Below are 15,778 nucleotides of genomic sequence, written 5' to 3'. Positions count from 1 at the left end.
CCCCGCTGCGATGGGCCTAACTCGCTTCGCTCGCTAGAGTCGGGTAATGCATCGCCGTTCGTTTCTGGCCGCGACCGCCGGCGCGTCCGCGATAGGTCTCGCCGGCTGTACGTCGTTCCTCGAGGCGTCGATCCCCGGCGAACTCGAGGGCGTCGACGCCGATCGCCAACTCCCGGTGCCGACGCTCGGCGACGGCACCGTGCCCGTCACCGTCTACGAAGACCTGGGCTGTCCCCACTGCCAGGAGTTTCAGGCCGACGTGTTCCCGACGATCGAGTCCGACTATATCGAGCCAGGGGAGATCCAGTACCGCCATCGCGATTTCGTCGTGATGGCATCTGATTCGTCCGCAGCGCGGGCGAACGCTGCCCGCGCGGTTCAGGCCGAAACCCGCACTGACGGCGATCCGAACGGGCGCTTTTTCGAGTACAAGCGCGCGGTGATGCGCGACGACATCGGCGGCGCGGACGAACTGGCTGCGACCGCCGAGGACGTCGGTGTCGACCCGTCGGCCGTGACGACAGCGCTCGAGGACGACACCTACTACCCGACGCTGGTCGCGGACTGGGAACGCGGCGACGAGAAGGGAGTCGAGGCGACGCCGACGGTGTTCGTTGACGGCGAGCCGGTCGACGATTCACAGGACGAGGAATCGATCGTTGCGGCGATCGAGAACGCGCTCGCGTGACCGGCGCGCTCGTCTCGTCCCCCGAACGCACGTCGCGAGCCCGTCCGCGGATCGTTGGCGGCGGGTCGCGGCGACGCGGCGTCATTTCGCGACGGAGATGAACCGGTTGACCGTCTCGTCGCTGCCGGCGACGATGAGGGTGTCTCCGGCGCGGATCGTAAACTCCGCGCCGAGGTTCGTCAGCAGCTTGCCGTCGCGCTCGGCGGCGACGACCGTACAGCCGAGCCGGGCGCGAACGTCCACCTCGCCGAGACTCCGCCCGACGAGCGCGGGCGCCGTCGTCCTGATGATCTCGAACTGCGTCTCCGGCGTCAGGACTTCCTCGTCCTCGAGCAGCAGCGATGAGAGCATCCGCCCGGTCACGGTCGAGAGCGCGAGGACGATCGCGTCCTCGCCGCTGTCGTCGACGATCGTGTAGGGGACGCCCGCGTCGGCGCAGGCAGCAGCCCGCGCTCGGACGGTCTCGCGCGTGCCGGGCGCAGCGTTATCCAGGTCACCCCCGTCGTTTACTACATGGGAGACACGAAACGGGGGCGAGACAAGCAAGCGCGCGACGAGGAAGACCGCCAGCGAGAGCGGGAACTCGAGGAGGCGATCGATCGAACCGACGAAGCCGAGCCGCGCGACGACCGCGAGGACGACGCGGATGACGAGCGCGACGAAGACGAAGACGAAACGGCCGACTCGTAACCGCCGTCAGCCGTCCCGATCCGTTTCTCACCGACCGTTACTCGTCCGCCGCTCGAGCCGCGTCGATGCGCTCGAACTGCTCGTCCGAGAGGTCGAGGTCGACTGCGCCCACGTTCTCCTCGAGTTGCTCGGACGTTCGCGCGCCGACGATCGGGACGCAGGTAAAGCGGTCCTGCGCCATCAGCCAGCGCAGCGAGACCTGCGCCGGGGTCGCGTCCAGTTCGTCGGCGACGCTCTCCACCGCGTCGAGGACGTCCCAGGCCCGCTCGCTGACGTAGTACTCGTCGAACATCTCGTCGAGGCTGCCTCGCGAGCCGTCCGGGGCCTCGAAGCCGCCGTCTTCGGTGCGTTCGTACTTGCCGGTGAGGAAGCCGCCGGCCAGCGGCGAGTACGGACAGACCGCCAGGTCCTGATCGGCGCAGACGTCGAGGTAGTCGCCGACCTCGTCGTACTGGACCGCGTTGACCATCGGCTGGGTGACGTCGAACCGCTCGAGTCCCTCGACGTCGCTGGTCCAGAGTGCCTTGGTCAGCTGCCAGGCGGCCATCGAGGAGGCGCCGAGGTAGTGGACCTTCCCCTCCTCGACGAGTTCGGTCAGCGTCCGCAGGGTCTCCCGGATCAGCGTATCCTCGTCCCAGCGGTGGATGTAGTAGACGTCGAGGTAGTCCGTCCCGAGCCGGTCGAGCGTGCCCTCGATCTGGGCGCGGATGTGCTTGCGCCCCAGCCCGGAGTCGTTCGGGCCGGGCTCGCCCCAGCCGTCGAAGGGGAAGTAGACCTTCGAGGCGACGACGAAGTCCTCGCGGTCGTGGTCCTCGAGCCACTCGCCGATCCACTCCTCGCTGGTGCCGTTGGGATCGCCGTAGACGTTGGCGGTGTCGATGAAGTTGATGCCGTTCTCCCACGCGGTGTCGAGCAGCTCGTGGGCCTCCTCGCGGTCCGTTTCGACCACGCCGTCGCTCTCCATGGCGAAGCGCCAGGTGCCGAAACAGAGCTTCGATACCGTCGTTCCCGTGTTGCCGAGCGTCGTGTACTCCATCTCGTGTCGGCGTTCTCAAGGGATCGCTAAAACAGATCGGGAACCGGCGAGTCAGTCGGCCTTTCGGCCGCGCAGGCGGCCGGGTCCGATGCCCTCGAGCCGATCGGCCGGCCAGTCAGTCGAGGTAGTACCAGTCGAACCGCTCGACCGCGTACCGGTAGGAGACGAGCGGCGCGACCAGTCCGACGACCAGCACGATCCAGGCCGCGACGGTGATTGCCTGGGCGGAGATCGCCAGCTCGGGCCCCGGCGTCCACGCCGACACCGTCGCGATGAGATCGGCGATCAGTGCCGGCGCCTCAAGGTAGAGCACGACGGCGGCGACGGCGGGCAGCGCGATCGAGAGCGTGTAGACGAGGAAGGCGGTCTTGCTCGGCATCACGGCCTCGCGGTTGTTCGTCACCTTGACGCTGCCGAAGCGGGGGAACGCCGAGCCGACGCCGGTCGCCAGCGCCGGCGTGGCGACCGCGCCGACTGCAGTCCCGGCCACCAGCGCCGCGGTGTGCTCGAGCGAGAGCGGGCTGACGAATCCGAGCACCGCGGACGCGACGATCGCGATCGGCACGCCGACGAGCGCGCCGGCGAGGACGCGGCCGCGGATCGCCTGCCGCCCGGTCAGCGTCGAGGTCAGGACGGCGGGCAGTCCCGGACCGAGATCGCCCAGCGGGTTGAGCGTAAAGAGAACGCCGGCCGCCCAGACGACGTAGAGGCTAAAGAGGACGGCCAGAAACGGCGGTACCGTCCCCAGTTCCATGATCTGCCGGACGAACCCGAGCGTCCCGAGCAGCGGGTAGCCGGCGTAGGCCAGCCGGATCGGCGAGCGTTTCGATCGGCGGATCGCCGTCACCGTCACCGTTCGGACGGGACGCGAGACCGCGCCGGAGAGGAGTTCACTCAGCCGGTCCGAGGACGTCTCCTCGTCGATTTCGTCGTCCTCGAAGCGGGCCGGATCGGAGAACCAGTGCAGCCGCGCCGCGGGGATCCCGACGGCGACCGCGACGCCGACCAGCAGCGCTGAGCCGACGAGCGCCCCGCCGACGCCGACCATCGAAGCGTCGATTCCCGGGACGCCGAGCAACAGCAGGTGACCGGGCCAGCCGAGGGGACTGGCCTGGAGGTGCGTAAACAGCGTCGTCATGACGGCGTCGAGGCCGCCGGTCGCGATCGCGCCGAAGTAGACGAGCCAGAACGCGGCGAACAGCACCAGTCGGTAGCGGGCGATCGGCTCGTAGACGGTGATCAGGTGGCGAATCGCGATCCCGACGACGAACGCGACGGGGACGGCGGTGACGAGCAGGCACGCGATCAGCAGCGGCGCCGCGAGCACCGGCAGGACCGTCCCCGCGCCGTAGGCGAACGCGGCGGCAAAGAGGATCGCGGGCGGGACCACCCAGACGCCGAGCAGCACGGTTTCGGCGGCGATAACGCCGACGACGGTGTTGCGAATCGGGGTCGACAGCAGGAGGAATTCCGGCTCGTCGACGTCGCCGACCGTCGTCACCGTCCGCAGTATCGCCATGAAGGTCAGAAACAGCCACACGACCGCCGTACCGCCGGTGACGTAGCCGGTGATCGTCTCGGCGGTCTCGGGGGATATCGTCCCGGCGGCCGCCTCCTCGCCCAGCGACGGGAGGATCGAGAGGCCGAGGAACGTGATCGGCCCGAGCGCGAACAGGGCGACCGCGGCCATCATGAGCAGTTTCGTCTTGTTCCCGACGAAGGTCCGAACGGTCCGACGGAGTTCGAGGTGCGCGACGGTGGCGGGCGCGGCGCGCATCAGGGCTCACCTCGAGCGGCACTCGAGCGGCGCTCCCGGGGGCGGAGCCGGGAACGGGGCCGAAGACGAGCGAACGGGAAGCACATGGTCGAATCCGCACCGCGCTGGTAGTAAACACTTTGGATCTCTGTCATCACGGCGCAGAAAATGACAGGGGTTTAATGCTATTCGGCCGGAATGGCCGGTATGCGCCCCGCCGACGCCCCCGCCATCGAGACCGACGGCCTGACGAAACGCTACGGCGAGACGACCGCCGTCTCGAACCTGACGATGGCGGTCGATCGCGGGACCGTCTACGGTTTTCTCGGACCCAACGGGGCCGGTAAGACGACCACGATGCGGATGCTGACGACGCTGACGAAGCCGACGTCAGGGTCTGCCCGCGTCGCCGGCCACTCGATCGTCGAGCGCGAGGCTGTCGCGCCCCACATCGGCTACCTCCCCGAGGATCCGCCCGTCTACGACGAACTCACCGGCCGCGAACAGCTCGAGTACGCCGCCGGCCTGCGGGACATCCCCGAGGACGAGGCCGACGAGCGAATCGAATCCCTGCTCGAGCGGTTCGACCTGCTCGGCGACGCCAACAAGCGCATCGAGGACTACTCGAAGGGGATGCGCCAGAAGGTCGGCGTCATCCAGGCCGTCCTCCACGAGCCGGCCGTCGCCTTCCTCGACGAGCCGACCAGCGGGCTCGACCCCCGCGCCGCGCGGACGATGCGGGACACCATCGCCGATCTGGCCGACCGGGAGATGACGATCTTCCTCTCGACGCACATCCTCCCCGTGGTCGACGAGTTGGCCGACGAGATCGGCGTCCTCCACGACGGCGAACTCGTCGCCGAGGGCGACCCCGAGACGCTCAAGTCCCGCGCCGAGACCGGCGAGGCGCGGAGCCTCGAGGACGCCTTCCTCGAGGTGACCCGCGAGGAACCCGGGACCGAACCCACGGGGCGGGCCGAGCCGTCGCAGTGACTCGAATCGATCTGCTCAGGGATCGAAGACGCCCCGTTTCAGCCCCTCGCGGACGGGCGCGTGCTCGGCGTCGGTCGGCGGCGGACTAGTCACGAGCAGCGCCTCGAGGCGTTCGTCCTCGCTCGCCCGCACGCCGCGGTCGACGTCGGCCGGCACGGTGACGACGTCGCCGGGTTCGACGGCGTGTTCGTCGTCGCCGTCGCGGACGACCCCGGTTCCGGAGCGGACGTGGATCGCGACGTCGCTGCCCGGCGCGTGGACCGGGATGAACTGTCCGGGTTCGAAGTAGCCGCAGACGACCTTCATGCGGTCGGTTTCGAAGACGGTACGCGCAGAGAATTTCTCGTCGTCGTACTCTCGTTCGGAATCGAAATCCGTCTTTGACATGGGGTGGATCACCTCGGTTTAGGCTACCCTAAACCGTTTGCGTGAGACTGCTCGCGCCGCCCTGATGCTTCTTCTGACGAACACGTTCGGCACACTGGCACCGCGGTTGCCCGTCGAAAGACCCATGCCTAATCCAGTTGATGTTTGGGTGTGCTGGAAACAGCCGGACCCGTGCTCAGGAGCGACCTACTGACGGCCGGCGCGGCGCTGGCGATCGCTGCGGTAGGGGCGTCGCTTCCGATCGCGTTCCGTGGCCGAACGGCCGATTCGATGCTGTCCGCAGCCGCTGCCGGGCTCGCGTACGGACTGTGCGGCGTCGGCCTCTGGTTCGGCGTCCGGATCGCGGTCGGCCGCCATCCGCCCGCGCTGTGGCCGTCGCTGGACGGATTCCTGTTCGTCGTCGGCGTCGGCGTCGTCGTCCTCGGACTGCAGGCTGCGATTCCGCATGTGCTGTTCGTGCGCCGGACGCTCATCGCGCCGCTCGTCTGTCTGTTCGTCGGCACGGCGTTCGCTGCGCTCCTCTTCTTGCACGTCGGTGGCGAATCCGACGCGTTGTTCATCTACGCGTTTGTATACGGTCCCGTCGTGATCGCCGGCGAACTGTTGAGTGCGCTCCTCGAGACAGTCGTTCGAGCAACTGTCGTCGATCGGTTCGTTCCCGCGTAGCCGCCGTCGATCGGTGAAATCCACAACCCGGCTCGAACCCGAGTCCGACACCCTAAAGCGGGCGGACTCTGTGGTTCGGATATGGAGTATCACGAGGCGGCGGACGCGCTTTTCGGTCTGCGACGGTTCCGCCCGAAACCAGGGACGGAGTCGACGGCGCGGCTCCTCGCCCACCTCGGGAACCCGCACGAGGGCGTCGATTTCGTGCAGGTCGCCGGCTCCAACGGGAAGGGGAGCACGGCGCGGATGCTCGAGCGGACGCTCCGGGAAGCCGGGCTCTCGGTCGGGCTCTACACCTCGCCGCACCTCGAGGAACTGCGCGAGCGGGTGCGCGTCGACGGGCGCAAGATCCCCCGCTCGGCCGTCTGCGAGTTCGTCGAATCTACGCAGGAGTACATCACGGACCGGGCCGCCGACGGGGAGTCGCCCACCTTCTTCGAGGCGATGACCGCGCTGGCGCTGTGGCAGTTCGACCGCGAGAACGTCGACGTGGCCGTCCTTGAGGTCGGCATCGGCGGAAAGTACGACGCCACGAGCGTCGTCGACCCGATCGCGAGCGCCGTCACCAGCGTCACCTTAGAGCACACGGGCATCCTCGGCGACACCGAGGAAGAAATCGCCCGCGATAAGGCCCACGTCGCCCCGGACGACGCGCCGCTCGTGACTGGCGTCTCGGATGAGCCCCTCGAGGCGGTTCGAGACGTGGCCGGCGAGGTCGTCACGGTCGGATTCGCCGACGAGGACCCCGAACCCGACGTCCGCGTCGAGTACGGCGGGCGGACGAACCACACCGAAGCCGCCGTCTCGATCGACGCCGACGAGTGGAGCGTCGAGACGCGCGTGCCGCTGCCGGGCGAGCACCAGGCGGAAAACGCCGGGATCGCCGCGACCCTCGCCCGGCAGGTCGCCGATGTCTCGACCGACGACATCGCTCGCGGGCTGCGAAGTGCCCACTGGCCGGGCCGGTTCGAGGTCATCGACACGGAGCCGCTTGTCGTCCTCGACGGCGCGCACAACCCCGGGGCCTGCGAGACGCTCGCTTCGACGCTCGGAACCTACGACTACGACGACCTCCGCCTCGTTTTCGGCGCGATGCACGACAAGGACCACCGCGAGATGGCCGCGGCGCTGCCGACGCCCGACGCGGTGATCGCGACGGAGCCGACGCTGGACCGCGCCGAGGATTCGGCCGTCCTCGCCGACGTGTTCGAAGACGCCGGCGTCGCGGACGTCCGCACCGAGAACGCGGTTCAGGCTGCCCTCGAGACGGCGCTGTCCGAGGCCGGCGCGGACGACTGCGTGCTCGTCACCGGCTCGCTGTTCGCGGTCGCCGAGGCGCGCCAGCGGTGGACCCGCACCGAGATCGCGAAACGCATTTGCGACCGCTCGGACGCGCGCGAGGCGCTCGCGGACGCCAACGTCCCCGAGGCTAGCGTCCGGCAACTGAGCGCGCAGGGCGTCCACCGCGTCGTGCGCACGCGACTGCGGCGCCGGCAGGCGACGCTGGTCAAGGAGGAACTGCTGCGGGTCGGCGGCGACTGCGCGCTCTCGGGACTACAGCGGGACGACGAACCCGTCGACGCGGTCCTGATGGGGACGCTCGCGCAGTTCGAGCGCCTCGTCGACCGCCTCGAGGCCGATGCCGACGCGCGGGCGCTGGGACTTGCGGAACTCGCCGGCGACCTGCGGACGACGCTCGAGATCGACGCCGACGACGGCTCGACGGCCGATCGGTCCTCGCAGTCCCGATGGCCGTGGAACGACCGCACCGCCGTGATGGGCATTCTGAACGTCACGCCCGACAGCTTCCACGACGGCGGCGAGTACGACGCCGTCGAGGATGCCGTCGCCCGCGCGGAGGCCATGGTCGAGGCCGGCGCCGACGTGCTCGACCTCGGCGGCGAGTCGACCCGCCCCGGCGCCGACCCCGTCTCGACCGAGGAGGAGATCGACCGCGTCGTCCCTGTTCTCGAGCGGATCCGAGACCTCGACGTGCCGATCTCGATCGACACCCGCAAGGCCGCCGTCGCCGACGCGGCGCTCGAGGCCGGCGCCGATATCATCAACGACGTCTCGGGGCTCGAGGACCCCGAGATGCGGTTCGTCGCGGCCGAGCACGACGCGGGGCTGATCGTGATGCACAGCATCAACGCGCCCGTCGTGCCGGACCAGGAGGTGACCTACGACGACGTCGTCGAGGACGTGATCGACCAACTCTCCGAGCGCGTGCTGCTCGCCGAGAAGGCCGGCGTCGACCGCGAGAACGTCGTCGTCGACCCCGGGATCGGCTTCGGCAAGTCGGCCCGCGAGAGCTTTGAGATCCTCGATCGGCTCGAGGAGTTCCGCGCGCTCGGCTGTCCGATCCTCTTCGGCCACTCCCACAAGTCGATGTTCGCCCACGTTGGCAGCGAGGCCGGCGACTGTCTCGACGCGACGGTCGCGGCGAGCGCGCTCGCGGCCGATCGGGGAGCCGACCTCGTCCGCGTCCACGACGTGCCCGAGAACGTCGCCGCGGTCCGGACGGCGCTCGCGACGCGGGATCCGGACCGCTTCGAGTGGTAGCTGCTTCTACCGCCGCCACTGCCACCGCCATCGGACCGTCGCGGCCACCGCACCGTCACGGCCACTGCCACTCGTCGACTACACTTTTGTATCGACCGCCCGACGTGTATCGTGTAGGATGCGCTACCGGAAAGCCGACCGCGGGACTGGCGCTCGAACGCGAGTCCGCTCGCCACCCGTCGCCGCGGGGGACCGATGAGCGACGCCGCCGGCACCGACGCCGGGCCGACCGCCCCCTCTGAGCGGATCGTCGCGCTCGACGCGCTACGGGGGTTCGCGCTGCTGGGCATCCTGCTCATCAACGTTCGCGTGTTCGCGATGCCCGAGGCGACGCTCGCCAATCCGACGGTGTACGGCGATTTCACCGGCGGCAACTACTGGGCCTGGTTCGTCGGCCACGTCTTCGCCCAGCAGAAATTCATCACGATCTTCACGTTCCTGTTCGGCGGCGGCGTCGTGCTGTTCACCCGGAAGGCCGAGCAACGGGGTCAGTCCGTCTACTGGCTGTACGCCCGCCGCAACGGCTTGCTCGTCGTCTTCGGCCTCGCGCACGCCTACCTGCTGTGGTACGGCGACATCCTCGTCGCCTACGGCGTCTGCGCGTTCGCCGTCGTCGTCCTGCGAGACCTCGAGCCCCGGACCCTGACCGGCCTCGGGCTTGCGCTGGTGGCCGTCCCCTCGCTCATCGAGGCGCTTGCCGGCCTCGTCATGGACCCCGCCGCGATCGCGAGCACGTGGCACCCGCCCGAGGCGGCGATTCAGGCGGAACTCGAGGTGTACCGCGGCGGCTGGTTCGAGCAGATGAGCCACCGCGTTCCGACGGCACTCCAGCGACAGACGGCGGGGCTGCTCGGCTACACCGGCTGGCGCGTGTCGGGGTCGATGCTGCTCGGCATGGCGCTGTTCAAGCGAGGCGTGCTGACGAACGACCGCTCGAGCGAGTTCTACCGCCGGCTGGTCGCCGTCGGCGGAACCGTCGGCCTCGCGGTGATCCTCCTCGGCGTCTGGTACATCGAAGCGAACGACTGGGGGGCCGGCGTCGCGCTGCTCTGGCGCCAGTTCAACTACTGGGGCAGTTTCGCCCTCGCCGGCGCCTATATCGGAGCGGTGATGCTGTACTGCCGGTGGCGACCCGACGGCCCCGTAACGCGGGCGCTTTCCGCCGTCGGTCGGACGGCCTTCAGCAACTACATTCTGCAAACCGCCCTCGCGACGTCCATCTTCTACGGCCACGGGCTCGGCCTGTTCGGGCACCTAAGCCGCCTCGAGTTGCTCGGCGTCGTCGTCGCGATCTGGGCCGTGCAGGTACCGCTGTCGGTGCTCTGGCTGCGGTACTTCCGGTACGGGCCGCTCGAGTGGCTCTGGCGAGTGCTCACCTACGGGCAGTGGCAGCCGCTGCGGGCTGAGCGAACGGCGAATCGACGCCGTCGGTCGACGGAGTCCGACCGCGCCGACGAGGGCGAATCGTGAGTGCGAGTCCTCATCAGCCGTTCAGACAGCACCCGAGACGGTCGATCGGGAGCTCGCCGAACGCGTAGAGACCGCCGTAGTTCGACGCGAGAAACACGAGATCCGACGTCACCGCCGGCGTCGCCGTATCGGCCGTTTCGTTTCGGCCCATTCCCACCCGGCTCGACTCTTCGCCCGTGTCCGCGTCGACAACGAACAGGCGACCGTACGATGTCTCGCGTTGGATGTACCCGGGCGCGTAGACGGCCCCGCCCGACACTACGGGCGTGGACGTGAGATCGAACTGCGGTCCGATCGACTCCTCCCCGTCGTATTCGCCGCCGAACCGCCAGCGTCGCTCGCCCGTCTCGAGGCTGCGCGCCTCGAGACCGAAGTCCGCCATCAGAAAGACGCGGTCGCCGGCGACGGTCGCTTCCGCGTCGGCCCATCTGGATCTGAACGGGACTTCCCAGCGAATCGACCGATCGGTTCGATCCAGCGCGGCGAGGGCGGGCTCGTCCCGGTCTTGGTGGAAGAGCGGGACGAGCAGCGTCTCCTCGAGGACGGTCACCGTCCCGTTGATCGGTCCGTCCCACCGCCACCGTCGTTCTCCGGTTGCCGCCTCGAGCGCGACGAGCCCGGATCCGTTGAACGGGACGTAGACGACGCCGTCGTCGCCGGACAGTTGCCACATTCCGCTTCGGTCGGGAAATTCGGTCCGCCAGCGCTCGTCGCCGGTCGCGGGATCGATGCCGTAGACGATCTCGTGCTGTCCGTCTTCGACGTCCGAATCGTACGTCCCCGTTACGACGACCTCGTCGGTGACAACGGGAGGGACGACGTCCGGTGTTTGCTGTCCGGGGTAGAGGTTGTCGAACGTCCACCGCTCCGCTCCGTCGGTCGAGAGCATCGTCAGACCGGGTTTCGTCTGGACGAACAGCCGATCTCGGTCGCCGTCGACGACCAGCGAGTCGGAGCAGTAGAAGTAGTGAAACTCGTCGGTCCGGAGGAGTTCGGTCGTCCACCGGGACTCGCCGGTCGCCGCGTCGAACGCCGCGACCCACGCGCCGCCGTACTCGTCGACCATCGGATCCCTCGCGTACGTGATGTAGCACACGCCGTCGTCGACGACCGGCGACGGTTTCACCACGCCGCTATCGGGAACCTCCCGGCTCCAGACCGTGTGGAGGTCCGTCGTCGGGCCGTTCGTTGTCGAGTGGCCGGTCCGAGCGTCGTCCACCGTTCGGCGCGTCCAGGTTCCGGCCGCGCTCGGCGCTTCGGACGATAGACAACCTGCGAGCGCACCGAACCCGGCGACGGACGCCGCGAGAAACGATCGGCGAGTGGAGGGCATCGTCCCGCCGTGCTCGTGGCAGCAGAATGTACTTTTCGATGGATGGACCGGTAACCGACGGCAGCCGGTAGCCACGACGAAGAACTACAGCCGAACTAGTCGACGAGCTACCGGATCGCGGCGCGACACGTCGACTACCAGCGGTGGTGGACGTGCTCTGCCACGTACTCCTCGTACACGTCCTGCGCTGCGCCGTACGCCTGGTGCGACAGCGAGTCCAGTTCCGAGACCGCGGCGTTGGACTCGACGTGGGCCGGCGAGGTCGTCCCGGGAATGACCGTCGAGACAGCCTCGTGGTCTAAGATCCAGCGCAGCGTGAACTCGGCCATCGTCAGGTCCTCGGGCACGTGGGGCTCGAGCGCCTCGACAGCGTCGTGGCCGGTCTCATAGGGGACGCCGGCGAACGTCTCGCCGACGTCGAAGGCCTCGCCCTGGCGGTTGAAGTTGCGGTGGTCGTCCTCGGGGAACTCCTGGTCGCGCTCGAGCGCGCCGGTCAGCAGGCCGGAGGCGTAGGGGACGCGGACGATGACGCCGATATCTTCCTTCTTGGCCTGCTCGAAGAACAGCTCCTTCGGGCGCTGGCGGAACGGGTTGAAGATGATCTGGACCGTCTCGACGACGTCGTACTCGATAGCCTTCAGCGCCTCCTCCACTTTCTCGACGCTGACGCCCGCGCGGGCGATCTTGCCCTCGTCTTTGAGCCGCTCGAGTGCCTCGAAGGTGTCGGGCTGGTAGTACGCGTCGGTCGGCGGACAGTGCAGTTGGACGAGATCGAGGGTGTCCTCGTTGAGGTACTCGCGGCTCCGATCGACGAATTCGGAGAGGTTCTCGTAGTTGTAGCGGTCGGCCTCGTGGGGATCGAGCCGGCGGCCGGCCTTCGTCGCAACGGTGACGTCGTCGTGGGCGTCGCGCTCGTCGAGAACGTGGCCGATGTGGCGCTCGCTGCGGCCGTCGCCGTAGACGTCCGCGGTGTCGATGAAGTCGATGCCCGCATCGAGCGCGGTGCGGACGACCTCGCGGCCGGTTTCGTCGTCGACGTCGCCCCAGTCGCCGCCGATGTTCCAGGTGCCGAGTCCAACTTCCGAGACGTCGTAGCCGGTCGAACCGAGTCGTCGGTGGTTCATGTGTGATCGATGCGGATAGTCTCGGGTATGCCTTGCCTTCGGGGCAATCCGGACGGTCTCGGTCCCGCGATCGGTCCGAGACGGGAAGTGCACTTAGAACGGCCCGCCGTGAACCAGCCCTTCCATGACGGTTCGTTCGGCCCGCCGGAGCAGCTCTCCCGCCGTCCCGCTCGAGCAGTCCAGTCGCTCCGCGACGTCCTCGAGGGACCCGTCCCGGGTCGTGTGGTAGTACCCGCAGTCGACGGCCGCGGAAACGGCTTCGAACTGGCGCTTGGTGAGATCCGCCCGCGTGTCGATTCGCCCGGCGCAGTACTCGCCGACCGAGCGGACGTCGACGCGCGCCGTATCGGCCACGTCGTCGACCGCCGTCTGAATCGCCTCGTCGGGACCGACCGCCGTCAGTCGTATCGTCCCGTCATCGCGGAACGCGACCGGCGGGATGATGATCAGTCCCGGTTGTTCGATCGCTTCGACGAACGTCCGGTCGGCCCCCGTCAGCGACTCCCGTACGTACAGATAGAAGGAATCGTCGCGACACGGGGCGAGTTCGTAGTCGAGCAGCGTGGGTGCGTCCTCGAGGGCGTCCTCGTAGGGGAGTCGCGGACCGTCGACGTAGAACAGCATCGCGTACTCGTCGCCGTACTGGTGGCCGTAGAGCAGCCTCGAGGCGGTGTATCCCTCGTGTTCGACGAGGAACCGGTGCATCGGATGCTGCTCGGCCCGCGGTCGCTGCAGGGTCACCTCGAGATAGCGCATTTCCCTGCTCGAGATACGTCCGCTGCCGCCTACAAAGCTACCGTCTCGATGGACTGGTGAGTGGCGGATAGCGGATGGCGGACGGCGGCCGGCACGGCAGACGGCAGACCGAACGCCACGACGGGCCGTTATAAACGCCCCTCATATATGCGGAGCAAGTCGAACGCTCGTTCCGGACGACGTTCCGCCTGTCATGACGACTCCACGGATGCAGCCGACTCGAGCCGCGGCGTGGCCGGACGTTCGAACCGAGGGGAGCGACCTGATCCGGGCGGCCGGCGTCGCGGGCGCGGGCGGCGCCGGTTTTCCGTCCTACGCGAAGTGGACGGCCCTCGAGGACGTCGATTCCCTCCTCGTGAACCACCAGGAGAGCGAACCGAACTACCGCATCGACAAGTGGCTCGGGAAAACGAAGGCGGAAACGTTCGCCGCGCTGTTCGACGTCCTCCTTGAGCAAGCGTTCGACCTGATCGTCGTCAGCGCGAAGTGGAAGGACCGCGACGAGTACGTGCGAGAGCTCGAGGCCGAAACCGACGGCACGGTGATCCGGCCGGACGAACTGCCGCTCGACCGGGACGAGGAATCTGGCGTCGTGTTCGCCTACACGGAGAACACGTACCAGTATGGGATGGAGAGCGTTCTCCTCAAGACCGTCGACGGGACGGTCATCGGAAACGACCTCCCCACCGATCACGGCTGGCTCGTCCAGAACACGGAAACGCTGTACAACATCGCCCGCGCGTTCACCGACGGGACACCTGTCACCCGCAAGTACGTCCACGTCAGCGGCGACGTGCCGCGCGATCGCTTTCTCGAGGCCCCGATCGGCACACCCGCGAGCGAACTGCTGCGAGCGGCCGACTGCCCAGCCGAAACGCTACCGGAAGACGCGGTGCTCGCCGACGGCGGACCGGGCTGGTGTTTCCCTGTCGACGCGCCGCCGGCGGACTACGGCGTCCGCAAGCACACGAACTGCCTGCTCGTCCTCGACGCGGACACCGTCGCGGAGAACACGTACGGCGAGGGGCGAATCGACGTGCTCGAGGCGGACGAGTGGACCGACCGAGAGATAGAAACCGAACCGACCGCGACGCTCGAGCCGTCCCGCGTCCGGATTCCGCTCGTCACGAACCCGGAGCCGGACGTCGTGGAACCCGCCGAGCCGACGGTCGAGGTCGGCGACCACGTCGACGTCGGCGATCAAATCGCGAGGCCGAACGCCGACGGGATCAGTAACCCCCAACACGCGTCGATCGACGGCGAGGTGACGGCGGTGTCCGCGTCGGCCATCGAGATCGAGTCCCGGTGAGTCGCCGTCGGCGGCCTCGAGAGCCGAACCGATCCCGCTGCCACCGCCTTACTGGAACGAGGGCAGCACTTCCTCCTCGTAGAACGCGATCGCCTTCTCCTGCTCGTCGCCGACCTGATGGAAATAGACGTGGTCGTAGCCCGCGTCGACGGCCTGCTCGATGCTGTCGATGTGGGCCTGCGGGTCCGGGCTCGTCGTCGTGCCGGCTTCGGCGATGTCCTCTTTTTCGACCATCTGGGCGGCCTGTTCGAAGTGAGCCGGCGTCGGCAGTTCCTGGCCGAGTTCGCCCGGAATCGAGCCGTTGGGCCACTGCTCGTAGATCGTCTCGACCGCTTCTTCCTCGCTATCGGCGTAGCAGCCGTGCAGTTGCGTGTACTTCGGTCCGTCGCCGCCGGCGTCCTCGTAGGCCTCGACCGGCTCTCCCTTCGGTCCGGAGCACCAGAGCCCGTCGGCGTTGTCGGCCACCCACTCGGCGGTCTGCGGGCCGAAGGCGCTCGCGATTGTCGTCGGCTGCTCGTCGGGGCAGGTGTAGAGGCGCGCGTTCTCGACCGTGTAGTGTTTCCCGTGGTGGCTCGTCGTCTGGCCGGTCCACAGTTTCCGCATCACGTCCATCGCCTCGTCTAACATCTCGAGGCGGACGCCGTGTTCGGGCCAGCGCTCGCCCGTGACGTGTTCGTTCAGGTTCTCGCCGGTGCCGACGCCGAACGTGAACCGGTCGCCGAACAGTTCGTCGACCGTCGCGACGGCGTGGGCGACGTTGACCGGGTGGATCCGGATCGTCGGGCAGGTGACGCCGACGCCGACCTCGATCTCGTCGGTCGCGTTCGCGATCGCGCCCAGCGTCGACCAGACGAACGGCGACTCCCCCTGGGCCGACACCCAGGGGTGGAAGTGGTCCGAGATCGACAGAAAGTCGAAGCCGGCCTCCTCGGCGCGTTCGGCGATCTCGACGAGCCGCTGCGGGCCCTGTTCCTCGCTCGAGAGGGTGTACCCAATCCGTGGCATTCC

The 15,778-nt window shown here is 68.3% G+C and carries 14 protein-coding genes and 1 pseudogene; 7 read left to right on the top strand and 8 right to left on the bottom strand.

Annotated elements, in window-relative coordinates:
• Positions 1-46 precede the first annotated feature (46 nt).
• Positions 47-688: a DsbA family protein gene (locus tag ACYQ26_RS10710; RefSeq protein ID WP_459808879.1), complete on the top strand. Its 642-nt coding sequence runs from the start codon at positions 47-49 to the stop codon at positions 686-688.
• A gap of 81 nt (positions 689-769) precedes the next feature.
• On the opposite strand, the pseudogene ACYQ26_RS10705 reads toward ACYQ26_RS10710, so the two are convergent.
• Positions 770-1,069, bottom strand: a pseudogene (locus ACYQ26_RS10705) (cation:proton antiporter regulatory subunit); the annotation flags it as partial.
• Between the two features lie 132 nt (positions 1,070-1,201).
• Between ACYQ26_RS10705 and ACYQ26_RS10700 the strand changes: the two are divergent.
• Complete coding sequence (locus tag ACYQ26_RS10700; RefSeq protein WP_459808878.1) at positions 1,202-1,378, top strand: hypothetical protein; 177 nt, start codon at positions 1,202-1,204, stop codon at positions 1,376-1,378.
• Positions 1,379-1,415: 37 nt separating this feature from the next.
• Here ACYQ26_RS10700 and ACYQ26_RS10695 read toward each other — a convergent pair whose 3' ends face one another.
• Together ACYQ26_RS10695 and ACYQ26_RS10690 are read right to left on the bottom strand one after the other, a co-directional pair.
• Positions 1,416-2,414: an aldo/keto reductase gene (locus ACYQ26_RS10695; protein WP_459808877.1), complete on the bottom strand. Its 999-nt coding sequence runs from the start codon at positions 2,412-2,414 to the stop codon at positions 1,416-1,418.
• A 115-nt stretch (positions 2,415-2,529) separates the two neighbouring features.
• A complete protein-coding gene (locus ACYQ26_RS10690) occupies positions 2,530-4,191 on the bottom strand; it encodes a hypothetical protein (RefSeq protein ID WP_459808876.1) in 1,662 nt (553 codons plus the stop codon).
• A gap of 186 nt (positions 4,192-4,377) precedes the next feature.
• Here ACYQ26_RS10690 and ACYQ26_RS10685 point away from each other — a divergent pair, with 186 nt between their 5' ends.
• Positions 4,378-5,163 (top strand): ABC transporter ATP-binding protein, encoded by a 786-nt coding sequence (locus ACYQ26_RS10685; protein ID WP_459808875.1) that lies wholly within the window; start codon positions 4,378-4,380, stop codon positions 5,161-5,163.
• A 15-nt stretch (positions 5,164-5,178) separates the two neighbouring features.
• Here the strand turns inward: ACYQ26_RS10685 and ACYQ26_RS10680 are convergent, their stop codons facing one another.
• Positions 5,179-5,550 carry a cupin domain-containing protein gene (locus tag ACYQ26_RS10680; RefSeq protein ID WP_459808874.1) on the bottom strand — a complete coding sequence of 124 codons (372 nt, stop codon included), beginning with the start codon at positions 5,548-5,550 and terminating at the stop codon, positions 5,179-5,181.
• A 171-nt stretch (positions 5,551-5,721) separates the two neighbouring features.
• On the opposite strand from ACYQ26_RS10680, the gene ACYQ26_RS10675 reads away from it, so the two are divergent.
• The 3 genes from ACYQ26_RS10675 to ACYQ26_RS10665 all read left to right on the top strand — a co-directional run bounded on the left by ACYQ26_RS10675 (position 5,722) and on the right by ACYQ26_RS10665 (position 10,248).
• Positions 5,722-6,216, top strand: a complete 495-nt coding sequence (locus ACYQ26_RS10675) for a hypothetical protein (protein ID WP_459808873.1) — start codon at positions 5,722-5,724, stop codon at positions 6,214-6,216.
• Between the two features lie 81 nt (positions 6,217-6,297).
• A complete protein-coding gene (gene folP, locus ACYQ26_RS10670; RefSeq protein ID WP_459808872.1) occupies positions 6,298-8,778 on the top strand; it encodes a dihydropteroate synthase in 2,481 nt (826 codons plus the stop codon).
• A 195-nt stretch (positions 8,779-8,973) separates the two neighbouring features.
• Positions 8,974-10,248: a DUF418 domain-containing protein gene (locus ACYQ26_RS10665; RefSeq protein ID WP_459808871.1), complete on the top strand. Its 1,275-nt coding sequence runs from the start codon at positions 8,974-8,976 to the stop codon at positions 10,246-10,248.
• Positions 10,249-10,261: 13 nt separating this feature from the next.
• Here ACYQ26_RS10665 and ACYQ26_RS10660 read toward each other — a convergent pair whose 3' ends face one another.
• From ACYQ26_RS10660 to ACYQ26_RS10650, 3 genes are all read right to left on the bottom strand, one after another.
• The gene (locus tag ACYQ26_RS10660; RefSeq protein WP_459808870.1) at positions 10,262-11,467 is read right to left on the bottom strand and encodes a PQQ-binding-like beta-propeller repeat protein; all 1,206 of its coding nucleotides are present in this window, start codon (positions 11,465-11,467) and stop codon (positions 10,262-10,264) included.
• Between the two features lie 248 nt (positions 11,468-11,715).
• Positions 11,716-12,705 carry an aldo/keto reductase gene (locus ACYQ26_RS10655; protein ID WP_459808869.1) on the bottom strand — a complete coding sequence of 330 codons (990 nt, stop codon included), beginning with the start codon at positions 12,703-12,705 and terminating at the stop codon, positions 11,716-11,718.
• Between the two features lie 93 nt (positions 12,706-12,798).
• Complete coding sequence (locus tag ACYQ26_RS10650; protein ID WP_459808868.1) at positions 12,799-13,461, bottom strand: helix-turn-helix domain-containing protein; 663 nt, start codon at positions 13,459-13,461, stop codon at positions 12,799-12,801.
• Positions 13,462-13,669: 208 nt separating this feature from the next.
• On the opposite strand from ACYQ26_RS10650, the gene ACYQ26_RS10645 reads away from it, so the two are divergent.
• Positions 13,670-14,770, top strand: coding sequence for an NADH dehydrogenase subunit (locus ACYQ26_RS10645; RefSeq protein WP_459808867.1), 1,101 nt, complete (start codon positions 13,670-13,672; stop codon positions 14,768-14,770).
• 48 nt (positions 14,771-14,818) lie between these two features.
• Here ACYQ26_RS10645 and ACYQ26_RS10640 read toward each other — a convergent pair whose 3' ends face one another.
• Positions 14,819-15,775: a TIGR03557 family F420-dependent LLM class oxidoreductase gene (locus tag ACYQ26_RS10640; RefSeq protein ID WP_459808866.1), complete on the bottom strand. Its 957-nt coding sequence runs from the start codon at positions 15,773-15,775 to the stop codon at positions 14,819-14,821.
• Positions 15,776-15,778: the final 3 nt, after the last annotated feature.

The organism is Halopiger thermotolerans (assembly GCF_054654555.1).
This window is presented reverse-complemented; position numbering and strand designations above follow the sequence as displayed.

Coding starts and splice junctions, on each gene's coding strand:
- ACYQ26_RS10710 (WP_459808879.1), top strand. CDS start 47: ATGCATCGCCGTTCGTTTCTGGCCGCGACCGCCGGCGCGTCCGCGATA.
- ACYQ26_RS10700 (WP_459808878.1), top strand. CDS start 1,202: ATGGGAGACACGAAACGGGGGCGAGACAAGCAAGCGCGCGACGAGGAA.
- ACYQ26_RS10695 (WP_459808877.1), bottom strand. CDS start 2,414: ATGGAGTACACGACGCTCGGCAACACGGGAACGACGGTATCGAAGCTC.
- ACYQ26_RS10690 (WP_459808876.1), bottom strand. CDS start 4,191: ATGCGCGCCGCGCCCGCCACCGTCGCGCACCTCGAACTCCGTCGGACC.
- ACYQ26_RS10685 (WP_459808875.1), top strand. CDS start 4,378: ATGCGCCCCGCCGACGCCCCCGCCATCGAGACCGACGGCCTGACGAAA.
- ACYQ26_RS10680 (WP_459808874.1), bottom strand. CDS start 5,550: ATGTCAAAGACGGATTTCGATTCCGAACGAGAGTACGACGACGAGAAA.
- folP (WP_459808872.1), top strand. CDS start 6,298: ATGGAGTATCACGAGGCGGCGGACGCGCTTTTCGGTCTGCGACGGTTC.
- ACYQ26_RS10665 (WP_459808871.1), top strand. CDS start 8,974: ATGAGCGACGCCGCCGGCACCGACGCCGGGCCGACCGCCCCCTCTGAG.
- ACYQ26_RS10655 (WP_459808869.1), bottom strand. CDS start 12,705: ATGAACCACCGACGACTCGGTTCGACCGGCTACGACGTCTCGGAAGTT.
- ACYQ26_RS10650 (WP_459808868.1), bottom strand. CDS start 13,461: ATGCGCTATCTCGAGGTGACCCTGCAGCGACCGCGGGCCGAGCAGCAT.
- ACYQ26_RS10645 (WP_459808867.1), top strand. CDS start 13,670: ATGCAGCCGACTCGAGCCGCGGCGTGGCCGGACGTTCGAACCGAGGGG.
- ACYQ26_RS10640 (WP_459808866.1), bottom strand. CDS start 15,775: ATGCCACGGATTGGGTACACCCTCTCGAGCGAGGAACAGGGCCCGCAG.